General features: G+C 35.8%; 16 protein-coding genes and 1 pseudogene. 13 read left to right on the forward strand and 4 right to left on the reverse strand.

Features of this window, described 5'->3' with window-relative positions:
• Nucleotides 1-89: 89 nt before the first annotated feature.
• The 8 genes and pseudogenes from PSR14_RS04275 (at nt 90) to PSR14_RS04310 (ending at nt 7,780) form a co-directional block, all read left to right on the forward strand.
• Nucleotides 90-800, forward strand: coding sequence for a C39 family peptidase (locus PSR14_RS04275; RefSeq protein WP_000734470.1), 711 nt, complete (start codon nt 90-92; stop codon nt 798-800).
• 132 nt (nt 801-932) lie between these two features.
• Nucleotides 933-2,108, forward strand: a complete 1,176-nt coding sequence (locus tag PSR14_RS04280; RefSeq protein WP_000382134.1) for an amidohydrolase — start codon at nt 933-935, stop codon at nt 2,106-2,108.
• Nucleotide 2,109: 1 nt separating this feature from the next.
• Nucleotides 2,110-2,307, forward strand: a complete 198-nt coding sequence (locus tag PSR14_RS04285) for a DUF3311 domain-containing protein (RefSeq protein WP_000719858.1) — start codon at nt 2,110-2,112, stop codon at nt 2,305-2,307.
• The gene (locus PSR14_RS04290) at nt 2,304-3,776 is read left to right on the forward strand and encodes a sodium:solute symporter (protein ID WP_000125922.1); all 1,473 of its coding nucleotides are present in this window, start codon (nt 2,304-2,306) and stop codon (nt 3,774-3,776) included. The genes PSR14_RS04285 and PSR14_RS04290 overlap by 4 nt, the downstream gene beginning before the upstream one ends.
• Before the next feature lie 102 nt (nt 3,777-3,878).
• Nucleotides 3,879-5,357: a spore germination protein GerLA gene (gerLA, locus tag PSR14_RS04295; protein WP_001996708.1), complete on the forward strand. Its 1,479-nt coding sequence runs from the start codon at nt 3,879-3,881 to the stop codon at nt 5,355-5,357.
• The gene (gene gerLB, locus PSR14_RS04300) at nt 5,358-6,482 is read left to right on the forward strand and encodes a spore germination protein GerLB (RefSeq protein ID WP_098487524.1); all 1,125 of its coding nucleotides are present in this window, start codon (nt 5,358-5,360) and stop codon (nt 6,480-6,482) included.
• A pseudogene (locus PSR14_RS04305) lies at nt 6,466-7,631 on the forward strand (Ger(x)C family spore germination protein). Before gerLB ends, PSR14_RS04305 begins: the two are co-directional and overlap by 17 nt.
• A gap of 11 nt (nt 7,632-7,642) precedes the next feature.
• The gene (locus PSR14_RS04310) at nt 7,643-7,780 is read left to right on the forward strand and encodes a hypothetical protein (protein WP_000493994.1); all 138 of its coding nucleotides are present in this window, start codon (nt 7,643-7,645) and stop codon (nt 7,778-7,780) included.
• 62 nt (nt 7,781-7,842) lie between these two features.
• Here PSR14_RS04310 and PSR14_RS04315 read toward each other — a convergent pair whose 3' ends face one another.
• Genes PSR14_RS04315 through PSR14_RS04325 form a run of 3 tightly spaced genes read right to left on the reverse strand, consistent with a single transcriptional unit; the run spans nt 7,843 to nt 10,197 of the window.
• Nucleotides 7,843-9,243 carry a nucleoside recognition domain-containing protein gene (locus tag PSR14_RS04315; RefSeq protein ID WP_098487525.1) on the reverse strand — a complete coding sequence of 467 codons (1,401 nt, stop codon included), beginning with the start codon at nt 9,241-9,243 and terminating at the stop codon, nt 7,843-7,845.
• Nucleotides 9,221-9,943 (reverse strand): FeoB small GTPase domain-containing protein, encoded by a 723-nt coding sequence (locus tag PSR14_RS04320; protein WP_000033860.1) that lies wholly within the window; start codon nt 9,941-9,943, stop codon nt 9,221-9,223. The genes PSR14_RS04315 and PSR14_RS04320 overlap by 23 nt, the downstream gene beginning before the upstream one ends.
• Entirely contained in the window at nt 9,940-10,197 is a 258-nt protein-coding gene (locus PSR14_RS04325; RefSeq protein ID WP_000252986.1) for a FeoA family protein, read from the reverse strand. The genes PSR14_RS04320 and PSR14_RS04325 overlap by 4 nt, the downstream gene beginning before the upstream one ends.
• 512 nt (nt 10,198-10,709) lie before the next feature.
• Between PSR14_RS04325 and PSR14_RS04330 the strand changes: the two genes are divergently transcribed.
• The 4 genes from PSR14_RS04330 to PSR14_RS04345 all read left to right on the forward strand — a co-directional run bounded on the left by PSR14_RS04330 (nt 10,710) and on the right by PSR14_RS04345 (nt 14,203).
• On the forward strand, nt 10,710-11,609 hold the full coding sequence (locus PSR14_RS04330) for a phosphate ABC transporter substrate-binding protein PstS (RefSeq protein WP_000245119.1): 900 nt from the start codon (nt 10,710-10,712) through the stop codon (nt 11,607-11,609).
• A 70-nt stretch (nt 11,610-11,679) separates the two neighbouring features.
• The gene (gene pstC / locus PSR14_RS04335; protein ID WP_000676680.1) at nt 11,680-12,570 is read left to right on the forward strand and encodes a phosphate ABC transporter permease subunit PstC; all 891 of its coding nucleotides are present in this window, start codon (nt 11,680-11,682) and stop codon (nt 12,568-12,570) included.
• 2 nt (nt 12,571-12,572) lie between these two features.
• Entirely contained in the window at nt 12,573-13,493 is a 921-nt protein-coding gene (gene pstA / locus PSR14_RS04340) for a phosphate ABC transporter permease PstA (protein ID WP_000994142.1), read from the forward strand.
• 185 nt (nt 13,494-13,678) lie between these two features.
• A complete protein-coding gene (locus PSR14_RS04345) occupies nt 13,679-14,203 on the forward strand; it encodes an AAA family ATPase (protein WP_000465771.1) in 525 nt (174 codons plus the stop codon).
• A 44-nt stretch (nt 14,204-14,247) separates the two neighbouring features.
• On the opposite strand, the gene PSR14_RS04350 is transcribed toward PSR14_RS04345, so the two are convergent.
• On the reverse strand, nt 14,248-17,292 hold the full coding sequence (locus tag PSR14_RS04350; RefSeq protein ID WP_061536244.1) for an efflux RND transporter permease subunit: 3,045 nt from the start codon (nt 17,290-17,292) through the stop codon (nt 14,248-14,250).
• 260 nt (nt 17,293-17,552) lie between these two features.
• Here PSR14_RS04350 and PSR14_RS04355 point away from each other — a divergent pair, with 260 nt between their 5' ends.
• Complete coding sequence (locus PSR14_RS04355; protein ID WP_257147380.1) at nt 17,553-17,678, forward strand: hypothetical protein; 126 nt, start codon at nt 17,553-17,555, stop codon at nt 17,676-17,678.
• Nucleotides 17,679-17,900 lie beyond the last annotated feature (222 nt).

Raw genomic sequence — 17,900 nt, forward strand, 5'->3', positions numbered from 1 at the left:
ACAGAATCTTTCTAGCAAACTAGCAAGAAGAAAGGTACAATGGTAAGAGGTATGTCTGTAAAATAATAATTAATGGAGTTTTGTTTAAAATGAAAAAGTTAAAATATCTTTTTGTTTTTGGAATTATATTTGCTGCAGCGTTTTTTATAGGGAAAGATAAGATTATACAAAAGGCACAAGTGCTACGCTTAGATTTTCTATCTGAAATGAAAGAAGCGGCTATGATTGAAAATGTTCCGTTTATAAAGCAGTTACCAGAATTACCTCGTGGATGTGAAGTGACAAGCTTAGCTATGTTGCTACAATATAAAGGTGTGCAAGTAGATAAGATGCAACTTGCTAGTGAAATTCATCGAGTTCCATTTGAACAAAATGGTTTGCGTGGAAATCCGTATGAGGGATTTGTTGGAAATATTTATACGAAAGCTGAACCAGGATATGGTGTATACAATAAACCAATCTTTAATTTAGCAGAAAAATATGTTTCTGAAAAAGTAATTAATTTAACAGATAGAGATGTGAAAGATCTATATAAGGTAATTAGTTCTGGTTCTCCAGTATGGGTTATTATTAATACAACATTTAAGCCGCTAGCTGAAAGTAGTTTTGAAACATGGAATACAAGTTCTGGGGAAGTGAAAATTACATATTTTGAGCATAGTGTAGTAGTAGTTGGATACGATCAAAACTTTGTATATGTAAATGATCCTCTAAAAAATAATCCGCGTTTTGCCGTTCCGCGAGCAGAGTTTGAGAAAGCGTGGGAGCAAATGGGGAAACAAGCGATTACTATTTTATAATAATGAAAAAGTCATCATTTCGATGGCTTTTTATTTTTAAATAATTATAATAGAAAATTCAGAAGATTCTTTTAAAAGTTAACAATTCACGTTATAATAACATTTAACTTGGTGAAGAAGGGGAGAAGAGAAATGGATGTAGCGAAGGAACTAGTTGTATCGAAAAATCAATTGATTGAGTGGAGAAGGCATTTTCATAAGTATCCAGAGTTATCTTTTCAAGAAGAAAAAACATCACAGTTTGTGTTCGACATACTTCGGAAAATTCCACATTTAGAAGTGTTAAGACCTACTAAATATAGTGTAATGGCAAGATTAATTGGTAAGCAGCCTGGTAAAACCATTGCGGTTCGTGCTGACATGGATGCTCTTCCTATTCATGAAGAAAATGAGTTTGACTTTATTTCTACATATCCGGGTGTAATGCATGCATGTGGCCATGATGGACATATAGCGATATTACTTGGAGTTGTACATAAGTTAGTAGAAGCAAGAGAGAAAATTAAAGGGGAGATTCGTTTTCTATTCCAACATGCTGAAGAAAACTTTCCTGGCGGTGCAGAGGAAATGGTTGCAGCGGGTGTAATGGAAGGGGTCGATTATATTATTGGTGCTCACCTTTGGGCATCGTTAGAGGTTGGAAAAGTAGGTGTAATTTATGGTCCCGCAATGGCTGCTCCAGATGTTTTTAAAATTATAATAGAAGGAAAAGGTGGACATGCTGGAATCCCTCATGAAACAGTTGATAGTATTGCAATTGGTACACAAGTGGTTTCGCAACTTCAGCAAATTGTCTCTCGCCTCACGAATCCGTTAGATTCTCTTGTAGTATCTGTTACGCAATTTCACGCTGGGACAACTCATAATGTGATTCCAGAACAAGCGGAGATTGAAGGGACAGTGCGGAGTTTAAGACATGAGTTGCGAGAAGAAACAGAGAAAAGAATTGAACAGATTGTAAAGCATGTGACGGAAGCTTACGGAGCGAAATATACGTTTTCTTATGAATATGGATATCGTCCAGTAGTAAATGATTATGAAGTGACAGAGATTATTGAGCAAACAGTATTACAGCTTTATGGAAGGGAACGAGTTACTCGTTTACAGCCGACGATGGCTGGAGAAGATTTTTCAGCGTTTTTACAAAAAGCACCAGGGACATTCTTTTTTATCGGAGCAGGAAATAAAGAGAAAGGAATTATATATCCTCACCATCACCCTCGTTTTACGATTGATGAAGATGCATTACCAATTGGCGTGCAAGTCTTTGTATCATCGATTATGAATTTCATAAGTAAAGGAGAATGAGATGAAGAAAATACACGTATTAGCGCTTATTCCAGTTTTTTGTTTAGTTGTTGGCCCCGTATTTGCTAATTCAGTTACTCCTTACATATTAGGGATGCCATTTTTATTATTTTGGATATTATTATCAGTGCTTATTACATCTCTTTGTATGGGGATTGTATACGTATTTGATCCTGCTAATAAGGGGGATGTAAAATGACCGCATTACTTATCATTATTTTATTTTTGTTTCTCGCACTATTTTTAGGAATTCGGGCGCAACATGGAAAAGATATGAATTTAGAGCAATGGTCAGTTGGAGGAAGAGGCTTTGGTACTATTTTTGTTTTTCTTCTTATGGCAGGTGAAATTTATACGACATTCACATTTTTAGGTGGAAGTGGATGGGCGTATAGTAAGGGAGCACCTACTTTTTATATTTTAGGTTATGGTGCGTTAGCTTATATTTTATCTTATTTTTTATTACCACCAGTTTGGAAGTATGCAAAAGAGCATAATCTAGTTTCACAGCCAGATTTTTTTGTGAAGAAATATAAGAGTCAGGCACTTGGCCTTATCGTTTCTATCATTGGGGTTATTTCGATTATCCCATACCTTGTTTTACAGTTAAAAGGATTAGGAATTATCGTTTCGGAAGCGTCTTACGGAAGGGTATCACCAGTTATCGCAGTGTGGATTGGCGCAATTGTTATAACAATATATGTAATGGTTTCAGGTATACACGGCTCTGCTTGGACGGCCGCTTTGAAGGATATTATGATCCTGTTTATCGTTATGTTTTTAGGTATATATTTACCGTACCATTATTACGGAGGATTTCAGCCGATGTTTGAAGCTGTAGAAGCAGCAAAACCAGGATTTTTATCTTTACCTGATGAAGGAATGAGCATTTCTTGGTTTGTTTCTACTATTGTATTAACAGCTCTCGGTTTCTATATGTGGCCCCATACATTTGCCTCTGCTTTCTCTGCAAAAAATGAAAAAGTATTTCGTAAAAATGCGGCCATTATGCCACTGTACTCTTTAGTTTTACTTTTCGTGTTCTTTGCAGGGTTCGCAGCTATTTTGCAAGTTCCTGGATTAAAGGGAGGGGATGTAGACCTTTCGTTATTCCGTCTGGCTCTTCAAACTTTTGATCCTTGGTTTATTGGGGTTATTGGTAGTGCTGGAGTTTTAACGGCATTAGTTCCAGGTTCTATGCTTGTCATGGCCGCTTCTACATTATTAGCGAAAAATATTTACCGAACAATGGTCCCATCTGTCTCGGATCGACAAGTGGCAAAAGTAGCGAAATTATTTGTTCCTGTAGTAACGCTTGTAGCTGTTTTGTTTACTTTTAAAGGTGGAGAAACGATAGGGGCACTTCTTTTAATGGGATATAGTATAGTGACACAACTTTTCCCGGCACTTGTATGTAGTTTGTTTCCACGTCAGGTTATTACGAAGCAAGGAGCAATTGCCGGGATGGGGATTGGGTTATTAGTGGTTGCGTATATTACTTTATCTGGTTCAACTATAGCTACGATGTTTCCGGGTTTCCCTCAATATATAAAAGATTTAAATGTAGGTATAGTCGCGCTGTTAATGAATATGATTGTGATGTTTATCGTTAGCGGATTCACGAAAAATGTGTCTATAAAAGCAGACAATATAATAGTAGAAAAGTAATTCGTATGCTAGAGCTATCTTTGAAAAGAGATAGCTCTTTTTTTGTATATATTTTCTTCTATTAGCGGAATCTAACTAAAAACTTGTTGAAAAGGAAGTTAGGTGGGGGACTTGTTAGAGCTAAAAGGTAACTTATTTGAAGTTATGAAAGAAATTAGAGATGAGTTAGGTTCGCCGAATGATTTAACAATTAGGGAAGTTGCCCTTGCCGGTAGTTTTACACGCTGTGCTGTTGTCTTTTTATGTGGGTTAACAGATAAGGATAATGTTTATAAATATGTAGTTCGTACACTTCAATATGAAGAAATACAAAAAGACGAAGCTGTTGTTCAAACATTATTGGATCGCTTTATTTCTATTGCAGAAGTTGGTAAGAAGACAACGTTGCCGGATATTATAAATGCGATTTTAGCGGGAGATACAGTTATATTAATTGATAATATTCAAACCGCTATCGTAATTAATAGTAGGGCTTGGGAAAAAAGAAGTTTAGAACCGCCAGTAACAGAAGATTTAATACGTGGACCGAGAATTGGATTAAATGAAGATATTAACGTGAATAAAGTATTAATTCGCCGTAGTTTACGTGACCCAAAGCTGAGATTTCAATCTTATATTATGGGAAAGAGATCCCAAAAAGAAGTGACTTTAGTATATATAGAAGACATTATTAATCCTTACATTGTAAAAGAGCTAGATCGGCGTCTTCAATCCATAGTGACAGATGTCGTTTTTGAGACGGGTACAATTGAGCAATTAATTCAAGATAATAATTTGTCGCCGTTTCCGCAGTTTTTGAATACGGAAAGGCCTGATAATATTGTGGCCTCATTAACGAAAGGAAAGGCAGCTATTTTGGTGGATGGATCTCCCTTTGCCCTTATAGCTCCGCTAGTGTTTGTTGATATTTTTCAATCTGTGGAAGATCATTATGAGCGTTGGGTAATAGGGACTTTATTAAGAATTTTGCGGATGGGTTCTGGTATAGTTGCAATTTTAATGCCAGCGATGTATGTAGCGCTCGTCTCGTATCACCAAGGACTTATTCCTTCTAAATTGGCTTATTCGATTGCTGGAGCAAGAGAAGGTGTTCCTTTTCCTGCCTATATTGAAACGTTAATGATGGCATTAACGATGGAGTTAATACGAGAAGCAGGAATTAGGTTGCCGAAACCGATGGGACAAACAATTGGGATTGTAGGTGGTCTTGTAATTGGAGAGGCAGCGGTGAATGCAGGAATTGTAAATCCATTTTTAGTTATCATTATTGCGGTTACAGCTATTGCTACATTTTCACTTCCGGTGTATAGCATCACAATTACGTTTCGAATTTTACTTTTCGTCTTTGTATTAGCAGCAACGGCTTTTGGGTTGTATGGAATCATTCTAGCTCTTATTGCGCTTGCTGTTCATATTACAAATTTAACAAGTGTTGGTGTGCCGTATACAACTCCAATTGCTCCCGCATTCTATAAAGATTGGAAAGAAGAGCTTATTCGTTTGCCGAAATCAATGTTGAAAGAGAGACCGGAATATTTACAAACGAAGGATTCTACAATACGTCCAAAGGAGCGAGAATAATTGAAACCATTTGAGTATGGCGATGAAGAGATTGGATCTCGGGAAATTGGGTTTGCGGTATCTTCGACCATTATTGGTATAGGAGCATTGTCTATGCCAAGAGATATCGCTAACCAAACTTTATTTTCGGACGGTTGGATTATTTTGCTTTTTGGTGGATTGGTGTGTGCAGTTTTAGGTTGGTTTGTAACGAGGGTAGCTATTTTATTCCCGAAACAAAACTTTGTTCAATATACGAGTGCGCATTTGACAAAGCCTGTTGCATACACGATTAGCAGCGTTTTAGTATTAACGTTTGCTGCGTTGACAGCATATGAATCGCGAATGATTTCAATTATTTCCCAAACGTATTTGTTTAGTGATACACCAATACAACTACTGTCTTTCTTCTTCTTATTAGTTGTTATTTATGGAATAGCAGGCTCTAGAGCAGCTTTATTAAGGTTAAATGTTCTATTTTTACCTATTGTTTTAATTGCGATAGTGCTTCTTTCTTTATTGAATATAAATTTAATGGAAATAAATAATTTACTACCAGCCTTTCAAACGGAAGTGAGTCAATATGCTGTTGGAGTTAAAAATTCTATTTTTACGTTTATTGGATTTGAAGTAGCTCTGTTTTATGCTGTGTTGCTGAATGATAAGGCGGCAAAAAAAGCACCAATGGCAGTTGCGAAAGCGGTAATGGTAAATGTGTTGTCGTACATTTTAATTTATGTAACTTGTATTAGTGTTTTTACGTATATGACAACTCGTGGATTGACGTACCCAACAATTGAATTAGGGAAAGAAATTGAAATTGGTGGAGGGTTTTTAGAAAGATTTGATGCAATTTTTTTTACAACTTGGATTATTACTATTTATAACACTACGGCCATGTATTATGATGTCGCATCATTATTATTTTGCGCTATGTTTCCCAAAGTGAAGAAACATATTTTCATTTTTGTAAGTGCCCCGATTATTTTTATGGTGAATATGATGCCTAGTAGTTTAAATGCTTTATCAAATTATGGAACTTATTTAGCTTGGATAGATATGGGGTTTGTCGTGTTAGCACCTTTGTTAGTTTTTATTGTATATAAAATAAGAAGAAGGAATGGTAGAAATGAAACACCTTCTTAAAATTATAATGCTTATGGTTTTAGTTGGATCTATCAGTGGGTGTTCTGAGCTAGAAGAAATAGAAGAAAGAGGATTTGTAGTAGGTGCAGCCTATGATATCGTGAAAAAAAAGAAATCGAATCCGATTATGAAAGGGACGTATCAGATGGTGCTTCCCAGTAAGCTAGCGCAACAAGGGGGACAAGGTGGTGGAGATAGTGAAAATTATATTAATGTGAGTGCGAAAGCAGATAGTGTCTTTGAGCAAATCCGAATTATTGCTAAAAAAATTAGTCGAACATTATTTTTTCCGCATATACAAGTCATTATTTTTTCGGAAGAATTACTGGCGAATCCGTATGTTTTGCAAAATACGTTAGATGTATATATTCGCGATCATGAAATGAGGAGAAATATTCGTTTGTTTGTTTCGAAGAAGAATGCCGAATCTATTTTAAAACAGAGTGCAAAACCTGAAAATTTACCGGCACAGTATATTGATATGTTAGCTGAACATCCTCCGAAAAATGCCCAAATGATTGAGGCTGCAAGAATTGGTGAGGTTCAGGAAAAGATGATTGCGAGCCGAAGCTTCGTATTACCTATTCTTGAATTAACAAAGCAAGGTGTACAAATGAACGGGGCAGCGTTGTTTCGTGGGAAGGATAATAAGTGTGTAGGTAGTTTGAATGGGGAAGAAACATTAGGAATGAATTATATAGTAGGTAAAAAAATTGGAGGTTTTTTTACTATCCGCAAAAAGAATCAACTTATTACATATGAAATTCATAAGTTGCGTCGGAAAATTAAAGTATCTACAACAAATGTTACAAAACCAAAGTTTAATATTCACTTATTTTTGGAAGGTACAATAGCTGAGTTACACTTTAGTGATCATAAAAAGGTCTTGAATGAAAAACGTTTAGAGAAGGATATTTCGAAGGAAATGGAGACGCGCATCCGAAAATCCGTTCAGCTTGTTCAAAAAAATATAAGGTAGATGTATTAGAATTAGGGGAAGTGTATAAGCGGCATAATTATAAAGAGTGGAAAAAAATAAGTAAGAATTGGGATCAAGGTGAAAATTACTTTAGTGATGCTGAGGTTACTGTTCATGTTCATCCAACAATTGAACATACGGGTTCAGCTTTACCAAAAAGAGTAAAGTAAGGTGATGGAAGGTGTTTACTGGATTGGGGATTAGTTGCACAATATTAATGGCAGTTCTTCCAGGAGCTATATACTACATTCATAAAAAAATTACAACGTATGGAGCACAGCCTTGGAATACTGATATACAAAAAAAGAAACCTGAATGATTTCAGGTTTCTTTCGTGCAAAGCATATGTGAAGGGGGATACCTTCTATGTATGCTTTGTTTTTATACAAGCCCTAACCAATGTACCAATTGTGTAGAGAGGAATGTCACAACAATTGCGATAACGGTAGGGATTGCAAACGATAAGAATGTCCATTTTGCACTTTTTGTTTCTTTATATATGTTAACCAGTGTCGTTCCACATGGGAAATGAAGAAGTGAGAACAACATTGTGTTTAACGCTGTTAACCAAGTCCAACCATTTTCTAAGAATAAATTTTTAATTTGATTAAAATCATCTATTTCAGTTAAAGCTCCGGTTGATAAGTAAGACATTAATAAAATCGGGATAACAATTTCATTCGCTGGTAGTCCAAGAATGAAAGCAGCTAGAATAAAGCCGTCAAGTCCTAACATTTTAGCAAATGGATCTAGAAAATTTACAAAATACATAAGTAAGCTTGTGTCACCGATGAAAATATTAGCTAGTAACCAAGTTAATGCAGCCGCAGGGGCAGCTACAACAACAGCTCGTTTTAAAACATAAACTGATTTATCGAGTGTTGCGCGCACAATTGTATTCCAAACCTTTGGCTTACGGTACGGCGGTAACTCAAGTGTGTAGTGGGTTGGAACGCCTTTTAAAGCTGTTTTGGATAGTACCCAAGAAACAGTTAATGTCATAACGATACCAATTACAACCATTCCAACTACAACGCCGGCAGTAACAAGTGTTTGCATACTACCTGTATAACCAGCAGCCATAAATAATGAGGCCATTAAAATTAACATAGGCCAGCGACCGTTACAAGGTACGAAGTTATTTGTTAAGATTGCAAGCATACGTTCACGTGGTGATTCAATAATACGTGTTGACATAATAGCTGCAGCGTTACAACCAAAGCCCATTGCCATTGTTAAAGATTGTTTACCGTGTGCACCAGAGCGTTTGAATAAGCGGTCCATATTAAACGCAACGCGTGGTAAGTATCCATAGTTTTCTAATAGTGCGAACATAGGGAAAAAGATGGCCATAGGTGGTAACATAACGCTAATAACAGCGCTGATACCACGGAATAAACCAAGTATTAAAATGCCATGTAACCATTCAGGTGCGTGTGCTGCTTGGAACCAAGAAGTTAAATATCCTTCGGCCCATCCGAAAAACTCAGCAATCATATCAGATGGTACGTTAGCACCAGCGATTGTAAGATAAAAAATGATAGATAAAATACCGAGCATAATTGGGAATCCCCATATTGGAGATGTGAAAATTTTATCTAGTTTTTCAGAACGATATAATTTATCCGTATTTGTATATTGAACAGATTCTTTACAGATGCTTGCAGATGTTCGATAAATATCTCCGACAATATCATCTCGTATATCTTCTTTTGAAAGTGTTTGAGCGTGTTGAATAATATAGTCTAATGGAAGAGCTTTACTGGCTGAGTGAGATTCCATTGATTACGACCTCCCTTACAAGTGGTTCGTTATGATGTTTTTCAAGTGCAGTTAAGAAATTTTTATCTCCATCTAATATACGTAATGCAATCCAACGTGCTGGATACGTATCACCGAATACTTTATAAATTTGTGGTTCTAATTCTCGAATCATATTTTCGATTTTTTCACTATAAGTAACTTTAATTGGTGCTGGAATTAGCTTTTTATTTGCTACTTTAGCAATGACATTTAGTAAATGACCGATGCCTACTCGGTTACGAGCGGAAATCTTAACTACAGGTACACCAAGTGATTTTGCTAATTTTTTTTCATCGATAACGATGCCTTTTTTCTCAGCTTCATCAATTAAGTTAATACAAATGACTACGTTACTCGTCATTTCCATCACTTGAAGTGCTAAATTTAAATTTCTTTCCATTGCTGTTGCATCTACAACAACTACAGTTACTTCTGGTTTTTCAAATATAATATAATCCCTTGCTACTTCTTCATCCGCAGAATTTGAATATAGTGAGTAAGTCCCAGGTAAATCTATTAATGTATATTTACTACCGTTATGTTCATATTCTCCTTCAGCTTTTAAAACAGTTTTTCCCGTCCAGTTTCCAGTATGTTGTTTTAAACCTGTTAAAGTATTAAATAATGTACTTTTCCCGGTATTTGGGTTGCCAGCTAAAGCGATGCGATGTTTGCTCATCTGAAATCATCTCCTATTAATACCCCGAAAATAAGGGAACTTTCTTCCTTGCGTAGTGCGATAGTTGTGTTGCTTACTTGATAAGCGACCGGATCTCCAAGTGGGCTGCGTTGTAATACTTTAATTGTTGCGCCTGGGATAAATCCTAAATCTAATAAACGTCGTTTCATAGTTCCTTCTAATTGTATCTTCTCAATTTGTACAAACTCTCCAGTCTTAAATTCGGAAAGTGGTTTTTTATTAGCCGATACCATAAAAGTTACCTCATCTCTATATTGTTAGTTTAAGTTTAAAAAGTTTCCTTAGGTAAACTTTTTGTTAGTAATATAGTAGACTACATTGGATGATGCTGTCAATTGGTACTTTAAAAATATTCATTTATTTTTAGAATTGTTCCAATTTATTTAGTTGTACTAAAAAATATTACTGAAATTCTGTGTAATGTACATAAATTAGGCGCGTAAAAGTAACAAAATACAACGGAATTGTAAATGTAACTTTAACTAAAAGGGAAAAAGAGCGAAAAACATTTACATTTAATTTACATTGTTAAGAGTAAATTTACATTACAGCTTAATTAGTGTGGATTTTGTTGGGTTCTTTAACTATAAATGTTGGGATTCCTAGTTTTTAAGGATTATTATCGTCATTTACTTAAAATTAAAAATTGCTTAACACTCACATAATATTATTGTCCTACAATGAATTTGTGTTCGAAAGAAGTAGATAAATGTGAAAAGTGATAATCCAAATGGGGGTACAAGACATGGTCATGAAAAAGGGTATTAAATTTTCTTTAGCAGCTTTAGTGGTAGCGGGTTCATTAGTGGGATGTGGAAAAGCAGAAGAGACATCAGGTAAAGATGCTAAAGGAAGCGATAATGCAAAACAAGAATTGTCAGGTACGATAGCAGCTGCAGGCTCTACAGCACTTCAACCTCTTGCAGAGGAAGCTGGAAAGAAATTTATGGAGAAAAATTCAAACGTTTCTATTCAAGTGCAAGGTGGCGGTAGTGGAACTGGAATTAACCAAGTAGCTTCTGGTGCGGTCCAAATTGGTAACTCAGATGTTCCATCTGCAGATAAAATAAAAGATGCTGATAAGGCGAAAGAATTAGTAGATAACAAGGTAGCGGGTATTGCATTCGCACTTGTCGTAAATAAAGATGTAAAAGTTGATAATTTAACAGTACAACAAGTACAAGATATCTTCACTGGAAAAGTAACAAACTGGAAAGAGGTAGGCGGGAAAGATGAAAAAATTAACGTAATTAACCGTCCAGCTTCTTCTGGTACACGTGCTACATTTGAAAAAACAATTATGAAAGACGCGAAAATTAATGATGGAACTGGTACTACACAAGATTCTAACGGTGCAGTAGAACAAGCGATTAACTCTACTCCAGGTTCAGTAAGTTATTTAGCAATGTCTTACATGGTTGGCGAGAAAAAAGGTGCGCTACAAACAGTGAAAATTGATGGTGCTGAACCAAAAGTTGAAAACATTGCGTCTGGTAAATATCCATTCTGGTCTTACGAGTACATGGTAACGAAAGGTGAGGCAAAAGAAGCAACAAAAGCTTACATTGACTATGTAAAAGGTAAAGATTTTGAAAAGCAAGTAGAAGATATGGGTTATATTCCAATGTCTAAATTAAATAAGTAATAAAATTTATGGGGCTGGCTGCAAGGCCAGTCCTGTTCATTTCAATTTATGAAGTGGGGTCTGTCCTGTGATGAAGGGGAAAAAACAAATTAATTACGTGAAAAGTGAATATATAGGAAGATCACTTGTTACGTTTTGTGGTATTTTTATTGTTTTAGTTACATTAGCTATTATTGCATTTATTTGCGGTAAAGGAATTCAATCATTTACGCAAAGTGGTATCTCGTTTACTGAAATGTTAACATCGACAAAATGGAGTCCAAATGCTGATGAGGGAACTTTCGGGGCTGTAATTTTTATTGTAGGTTCAACGGTGGTTTCGTTAGGTGCGGTTATTATTAGTGCGCCAATTGCTATAGCTCTTGCTATATTCATGAATTTAATTTCGCCGAAGTTTGGAAATAAAGTATTGAAGCCTGTTTTAGAATTATTAGTTGGTATTCCTTCGGTTGTATACGGATTATTAGGGGTTACAATCTTAGTGCCGCTATTACGTGATTCGTTTGGAGGAGTGGGCTTTAGTTTAATTGCAGGTATTGTTGTATTAAGTATAATGATTTTGCCTACTATTGCTAGTATCGCTTCTGATGCAATACGCTCTGTTCCATTTGATTATTTAGAAGCTTCTTATGGTTTAGGATCAACGAAATGGCAAGCGATTAGCCGAGTGATTGTTCCTGCTGCGAAAAAGGGGATTTTAACAGGTATTGTTTTAGGTTTAGCGCGTGCTTTTGGTGAAGCATTAGCGGTTCAAATGGTAATTGGGAATACGGTTAAATTACCAGAAGGAATATATAGCCCGACAGCAACGTTAACTGGTATTTTGACAATGGACATGACAAATACATTAAACGGAACTGCTTGGAACAATGCGCTATGGACTTTAGCAATGATTTTACTTGTTATTTCATTCCTGTTTATTTTAGTAATTCGAGCAATTGGGCAAAGAGGTGAGCGATAATAATGAATGCAAGAACGGTAAATAAAGTTTGGACAGGTATCTTTTATGCGGTTGCGGCTTTAGTTGTAGCTTTACTAGTGTTCTTAGTGTTTGAGATTTTACAAAAGGGATGGGGTTTTTGGGATCCTAATTTCTTGTTTGGAGAACCAAGTAATACAAGAGCTGGTGGTGGGATTGGTCCGCAGTTATTCAATTCTTTCTATATGCTTGTTATAACGCTTATTATATCTATTCCTCTCGGATTAGGCGCTGGAATATATTTAGCAGAGTATGCAAAACAAGGACGTTTTTTAAACTTTGTTCGTTTATGTATTGAGACAATGGCATCTTTACCTTCTATTGTTGTTGGTTTATTCGGTTTGTTAGTGTTCGTTACAATGACAGGATGGGGATACACAGTAATGGGTGGTGCCCTTGCTTTAACAATTTTAAACTTGCCAGGTTTAACTCGTGTTTGTGAAAATGCGATTTCAGAGGTTCCTTCTAATGTGAAAGAGGCGAGTCTTGGATTAGGTGCAACAAAGTGGCAAACGATCACTCGTATTATTATTCCGTCGTCACTACCACAAATTATTACAGGTGTTATTTTAGCGGCAGGTCGTATATTTGGTGAAGCGGCGGCATTAATTTATACAGCGGGTTTAACATCTCCAATTTTAAATTCAGCAGCGGACTTCTCAAGTCCTGCTCATCCTTTAAACCCATTTAGACCAGCTGAAACGTTAGCGGTTCACATTTGGAAGTTAAATTCTGAAGGAATTATTCCGGATGCGAAGTTAATTGCGACAAAGTCTGCAGCTGTATTAATTATTATGGTATTGCTATTCAATGTTATTTCACGCTTAGTAGCATCTATATTGCACAAACGTTTTACAGGAGCGAAAAGAAAAAGTAAAACGACGAAGAAGGTAAAAGCGGCATAAGTTATAAAGAAGAACTCTCTATTTATAAGTAGGGGGTTCTTTTTGCGTTTTAATATAGAAGGAAAAGGTATAGCGATTGTTGAATTTGTAATTCGTTATATAGATAAAGTGAAATTTTAAACAGTGGGGTTTTACTGCTCACAAATAGTGGGATAAAAAGATGAAAATGAGGGAGTGGGTTTAATTTGTTTTTTCTGCAAATGTCAGGTTTTCCAGGATCGGGAAAATCTACAGTTTCTAAGTATATAGGGGAGTTAACAGGTGCTATAATTGTAGATCATGACGTTTTGAAATCAGCATTGTTAAGATCACTAGAAGTGAAAGGTATTGAATCAACGATTATTGGTGGACTTGCGTATGATGCTGAATGGGCATTGATTGATTCATATTTAGAACAAGGACATAGTGTGATATTGGATAGTCCATGTCTATATAAAGGGATGGTTGAAAAAGGAATTAAGCTGTCTAATAAACATGGTGTGAAATATAAATATATTGAGTGTTATCTGAATGATATGGAAGAGATTAATATGAGACTACAAACACGTAAGCGTCTGGTCAGTCAAATTGAAAAGGTGGAGTCGGAAGTAGCTTTTAAAAAGTGGTTAAATGGTAGTAAAAGACCTCTAAATAGTGAATATCTTATTGTGAATTCTAGTGAACCTCTAGAGCGGTATGCAGAAAAAATGATGAATTATATGAGTAGGTAGAGAAAAAAGCGTTATCTTCATTCGTGAAGATAACGCTTTTTCGTTTAAATATCAGGTGTTTCTGTAGAAGTATTTATTTTTCTACGAGAGCGTCTTTTTCTCCCGATTTTATCTAATAGTTCATACATTACAGGAACGACTACTAATGTAAGGACAGTTGAGACTGCTAAACCGCCGATGACAACGACTGCCAAACTTTTCGATACCATACTTCCTGCTTGTGATTGACCAAATAGGAGTGGTAGCATAGCGACGATTGTTGTAATAGCTGTCATAATAATTGGGCGTAATCTAGTGGAACCTGCTTCAAGTAAGGCCTCTCTCGTTTCCATACCGTGTTCTCGGTTTTGTTGTACTCTTTCTATTAATACGATAGCGTTTGTAACGACAATCCCGATTAACATTAATGCGCCGATCAAGGAATTTACATCAACTGGTGTTCCTGAAATGATTAATCCTAAAATACCGCCGACAGCAGCTAATGGCAAGGAGAACAAGATTGCAAAAGGAGCACGCGCCTGCCCAAAGGTAATAACCATAATTAAATATACAATCCCGATTGCAATCCCCATAATCTTGAATAAATCTGTGAAGTTCTCTTGCATAGATTCAGTGGCGCCTGCGATATTTACTTTGGCTCCGCTAGGTAAATCTAAGTCGGCTATCGCTTTGCTCACTTCTGCGCTTACCTTACTTAAGTCTTCATTTGAAGCTTCTGCGGTAATTTGAATGGTTTCTTTTCCATCTTTATGGAAGATTTCTGTTTGAAGTTGCTTTTCTGAAATAGTTGCAATGTCTTTTAAAGGAATTGGTCCATTAATAGGTGATAGTATGTTTGTGTTTAAAATGTCTTCTTGTTTCGTAATGCTTTCTTTTTTATGTTCTATCATAATAGTAGTTTTTTCGTTATTGATTGAAACTTCACCAATAGGTGATTTCTTCATAAGGAATGCTACTTGTTGAGCTGCTAATTCTGGTGTTAATCCTAGTTGTTCGGCCTTTGTTTGATCAACATGGATTTGCCATTCTTTCTTAGAGTCTTCTAAATTCGTTTTTACTTTAGAAAGATCATCCATATCTTTTAGTTTTGTTTCGACGATAGTAGCAGCCTTTTTTAAATTCGTTTCGTTAGTGGCTGTTACGTTGAATTGCAAATTATTGCCGCCGCCAGAGCTTGAATAACTCGTTTTTATATAATCAAGTTCAGCGGGTTCAAAAGCGTTATGTTCTTTTTTTAACTCTTTAATATATTGATCAATATCAGAGCCTTTCTTGAAGACTACAAATATACTGGCAAGATTATTTTTCGTCGTTTGCCCCCATTGTGCATCTTCTGCGCTAGATCCCATTCGTAAAATAACATCCGTTACATCTGAATTAGAAAGTAGCTTCTTTTCGAAATCAAAGGCTTTTTGTTTTTGTGTTTCAGGAGCGTAATCAGCTGGGAAAGTCATATTAATAGATAACATTGTGTCGTCTTCAGATTTTATATTCGCTTTCGGTAGTAATACATAGGCAGCAATCGATCCTGCGAATAATAAAAAAGAAGTAAGTAGAATAATGAATTTATGCGAAAGAGACCACTTTAATGTAGCCACATATCGTGGTGAATAACTTGGCTTTTTGTGTTTTGTTTTTTTGAGTAGTAAAAAAGCCATAAGTGGAACAACTGTTAGTGCAACGATTAAGGACGATAGTATAGAATATACGACCGCTAATACCATAGGTAACATTAATTTTCCGATTACTCCTGATACGAGGCCGATAGGTAGAAAAACAGCAACCGTTGTTAAGGTGGAAGAAGTAATTGCGACGGCGACCTCTTTCGTTGCATCGAGAATAATATCTTTAGAGAAAGATTCCTTTTGTAACCGGCGGAAAATATTCTCAATGACAACGATGCTATCATCGACGAGACGTCCAACTGCAACGGCTAAACCACCAAGTGTTAGAGTGTTAAGTGTGATGTTAGATTGGTGTAGTAAAAAGAGTGTTAATAAAATAGATAATGGAATACTGACAACAGCGATGAGTGTCGTTCGGAAATTGCGTAAAAAGATTAAGATAATTAGAGTTGCAGCAATTGCTCCAAGGATTACTTCTTTTCCCATGCTAGTAACAGCATTTTCAACTTGTTCATGAGTTGATGCTAAAAGTTTAATAGAAAACTGATCTTTATATTGTTTACTTATATCTTTAATTTTTTTATCGATTTCTTTTCCAATTGCAACTGCGTTTTTACTTGGCTCTTTCATGATGATTAATCCAGTGCCTTCTTCGCCATTTATATGTGAGATTGTGTCATAGTGTTGTTTAAGTTCAATTTGAGCAACATCTTGTAATTTAACTTGAGGTGCAACAGTGATGTTTTTAATGTCATCTACATTTTTTATATCCCCGATGACACGAAGGTTATATTCTTCTTTATTAACGGTAACAGCTCCAGCTGGAGTGGAAGTTTCTTTTCCTTGTAAAACCTTTAATATTTGTTCCGTTGTTACGTTTTTATCTTTTAATTGGTTTGGGTCTAGTATAATAGATAATTCGGAAGTTGATTTTCCAAAAAACATAACGTTGGCAACGCCATCAATGCTTTCGAGTTGTGGTACGATTTCCTTTTCGATTTGTTTTTCATCTGCTTTTGAAAATCCGTTTTGCTTTTGGATTGCAATTTGAGCGAGTGGAATCATAGAAGTATTTAATTGGCTAACTATCGGTTTCGTTGCATCTTTAGGTAATTTAATTGTATTAATGGCCTTTTCAACTTCACGTGTGGCATCTTTCATATTTGCTTTGGATGTATACGCGATATCGATGCGTGATAATCCTTCGTGAGTAGAAGAGGTGACGTTGTCGATGTGTTCTAAGTTGCGAAATTGTTTTTCAAGGGGATCGGTTACTTCTTTTGTCATTGCTTCAGCGTCGAGTCCTGGAGATAAGGTTGTGACGGTGACTGCGGGATTATCGATGCTAGGTAAAAATTCCATAGGTAATTTAGACCCGGAATAAACACCGAGTATGGAAATGAGAAAAACCATGATGATAACAGCGGCGCGGTTTTTTAATGAAAACTTTGTTAACCTATCCATAAAGTAATTCCTCCATTGGGTTATTTATAGTTGAGTACGTCCTTTCTACTATATAACAAAAAATGGATATTTTTCATTAATTAAATGTAAAAAAATTCTAACAATAACCTTAAGTTGATGTTTTGTTGAAATTTCGTTATCTATCCCGCCGTTGGTCGGACGATAAGATTCTCACCTCGAATTCGGTTGGGGTGGAGCTATCTGCCAACAACCGGTTCTTTCAATTAGTAATGATTTGTGTGGAGGGACAAAAAATCAACATGTGCGCATTATTAGAAAGTGGCGAAGCTATTTTCTTTTTAAATGTGGACTTTAATGTAGAAGAGAACGAAAAGGTGGGAGGGATTATGAAAGGCAGTTTGGTTAATTGGAGTGTATTGGTATAAAATCAAAATACTTATTTTCAGTAGAGAGAATAAAAGGTTTTACTATAGAAGAAAGGAGGATAGATATTTTTTTTGTTTTTTTTATAAAAAACACTTGTTATTTAAAAATCATGATGGTATATTAATAAACGTCGCTGATGCGGAAACGTAGAAAACGACAAAAAAGAAATTTTAAAACTTAGTTGACATCGAAAAATGAAGATGTTAATATGATGAGGTCGC

Origin of the sequence: Bacillus sp. A01H (assembly GCF_045277205.1) — a bacterium.
GTDB lineage: Bacteria > Bacillota > Bacilli > Bacillales > Bacillaceae_G > Bacillus_A > Bacillus_A paranthracis.

What these genes read in the sequence shown, in the direction of transcription:
- PSR14_RS04275 (WP_000734470.1), top strand. Translation starts at nt 90, where the DNA reads ATGAAAAAGTTAAAATATCTTTTTGTTTTTGGAATTATATTTGCTGCA.
- PSR14_RS04280 (WP_000382134.1), top strand. Translation starts at nt 933, where the DNA reads ATGGATGTAGCGAAGGAACTAGTTGTATCGAAAAATCAATTGATTGAG.
- PSR14_RS04285 (WP_000719858.1), top strand. Translation starts at nt 2,110, where the DNA reads ATGAAGAAAATACACGTATTAGCGCTTATTCCAGTTTTTTGTTTAGTT.
- PSR14_RS04290 (WP_000125922.1), top strand. Translation starts at nt 2,304, where the DNA reads ATGACCGCATTACTTATCATTATTTTATTTTTGTTTCTCGCACTATTT.
- PSR14_RS04315 (WP_098487525.1), bottom strand. Translation starts at nt 9,243, where the DNA reads ATGGAATCTCACTCAGCCAGTAAAGCTCTTCCATTAGACTATATTATT.
- PSR14_RS04320 (WP_000033860.1), bottom strand. Translation starts at nt 9,943, where the DNA reads ATGAGCAAACATCGCATCGCTTTAGCTGGCAACCCAAATACCGGGAAA.
- PSR14_RS04325 (WP_000252986.1), bottom strand. Translation starts at nt 10,197, where the DNA reads ATGGTATCGGCTAATAAAAAACCACTTTCCGAATTTAAGACTGGAGAG.
- PSR14_RS04330 (WP_000245119.1), top strand. Translation starts at nt 10,710, where the DNA reads ATGGTCATGAAAAAGGGTATTAAATTTTCTTTAGCAGCTTTAGTGGTA.
- pstC (WP_000676680.1), top strand. Translation starts at nt 11,680, where the DNA reads ATGAAGGGGAAAAAACAAATTAATTACGTGAAAAGTGAATATATAGGA.
- pstA (WP_000994142.1), top strand. Translation starts at nt 12,573, where the DNA reads ATGAATGCAAGAACGGTAAATAAAGTTTGGACAGGTATCTTTTATGCG.
- PSR14_RS04350 (WP_061536244.1), bottom strand. Translation starts at nt 17,292, where the DNA reads ATGGATAGGTTAACAAAGTTTTCATTAAAAAACCGCGCCGCTGTTATC.
- PSR14_RS04355 (WP_257147380.1), top strand. Translation starts at nt 17,553, where the DNA reads ATGTGCGCATTATTAGAAAGTGGCGAAGCTATTTTCTTTTTAAATGTG.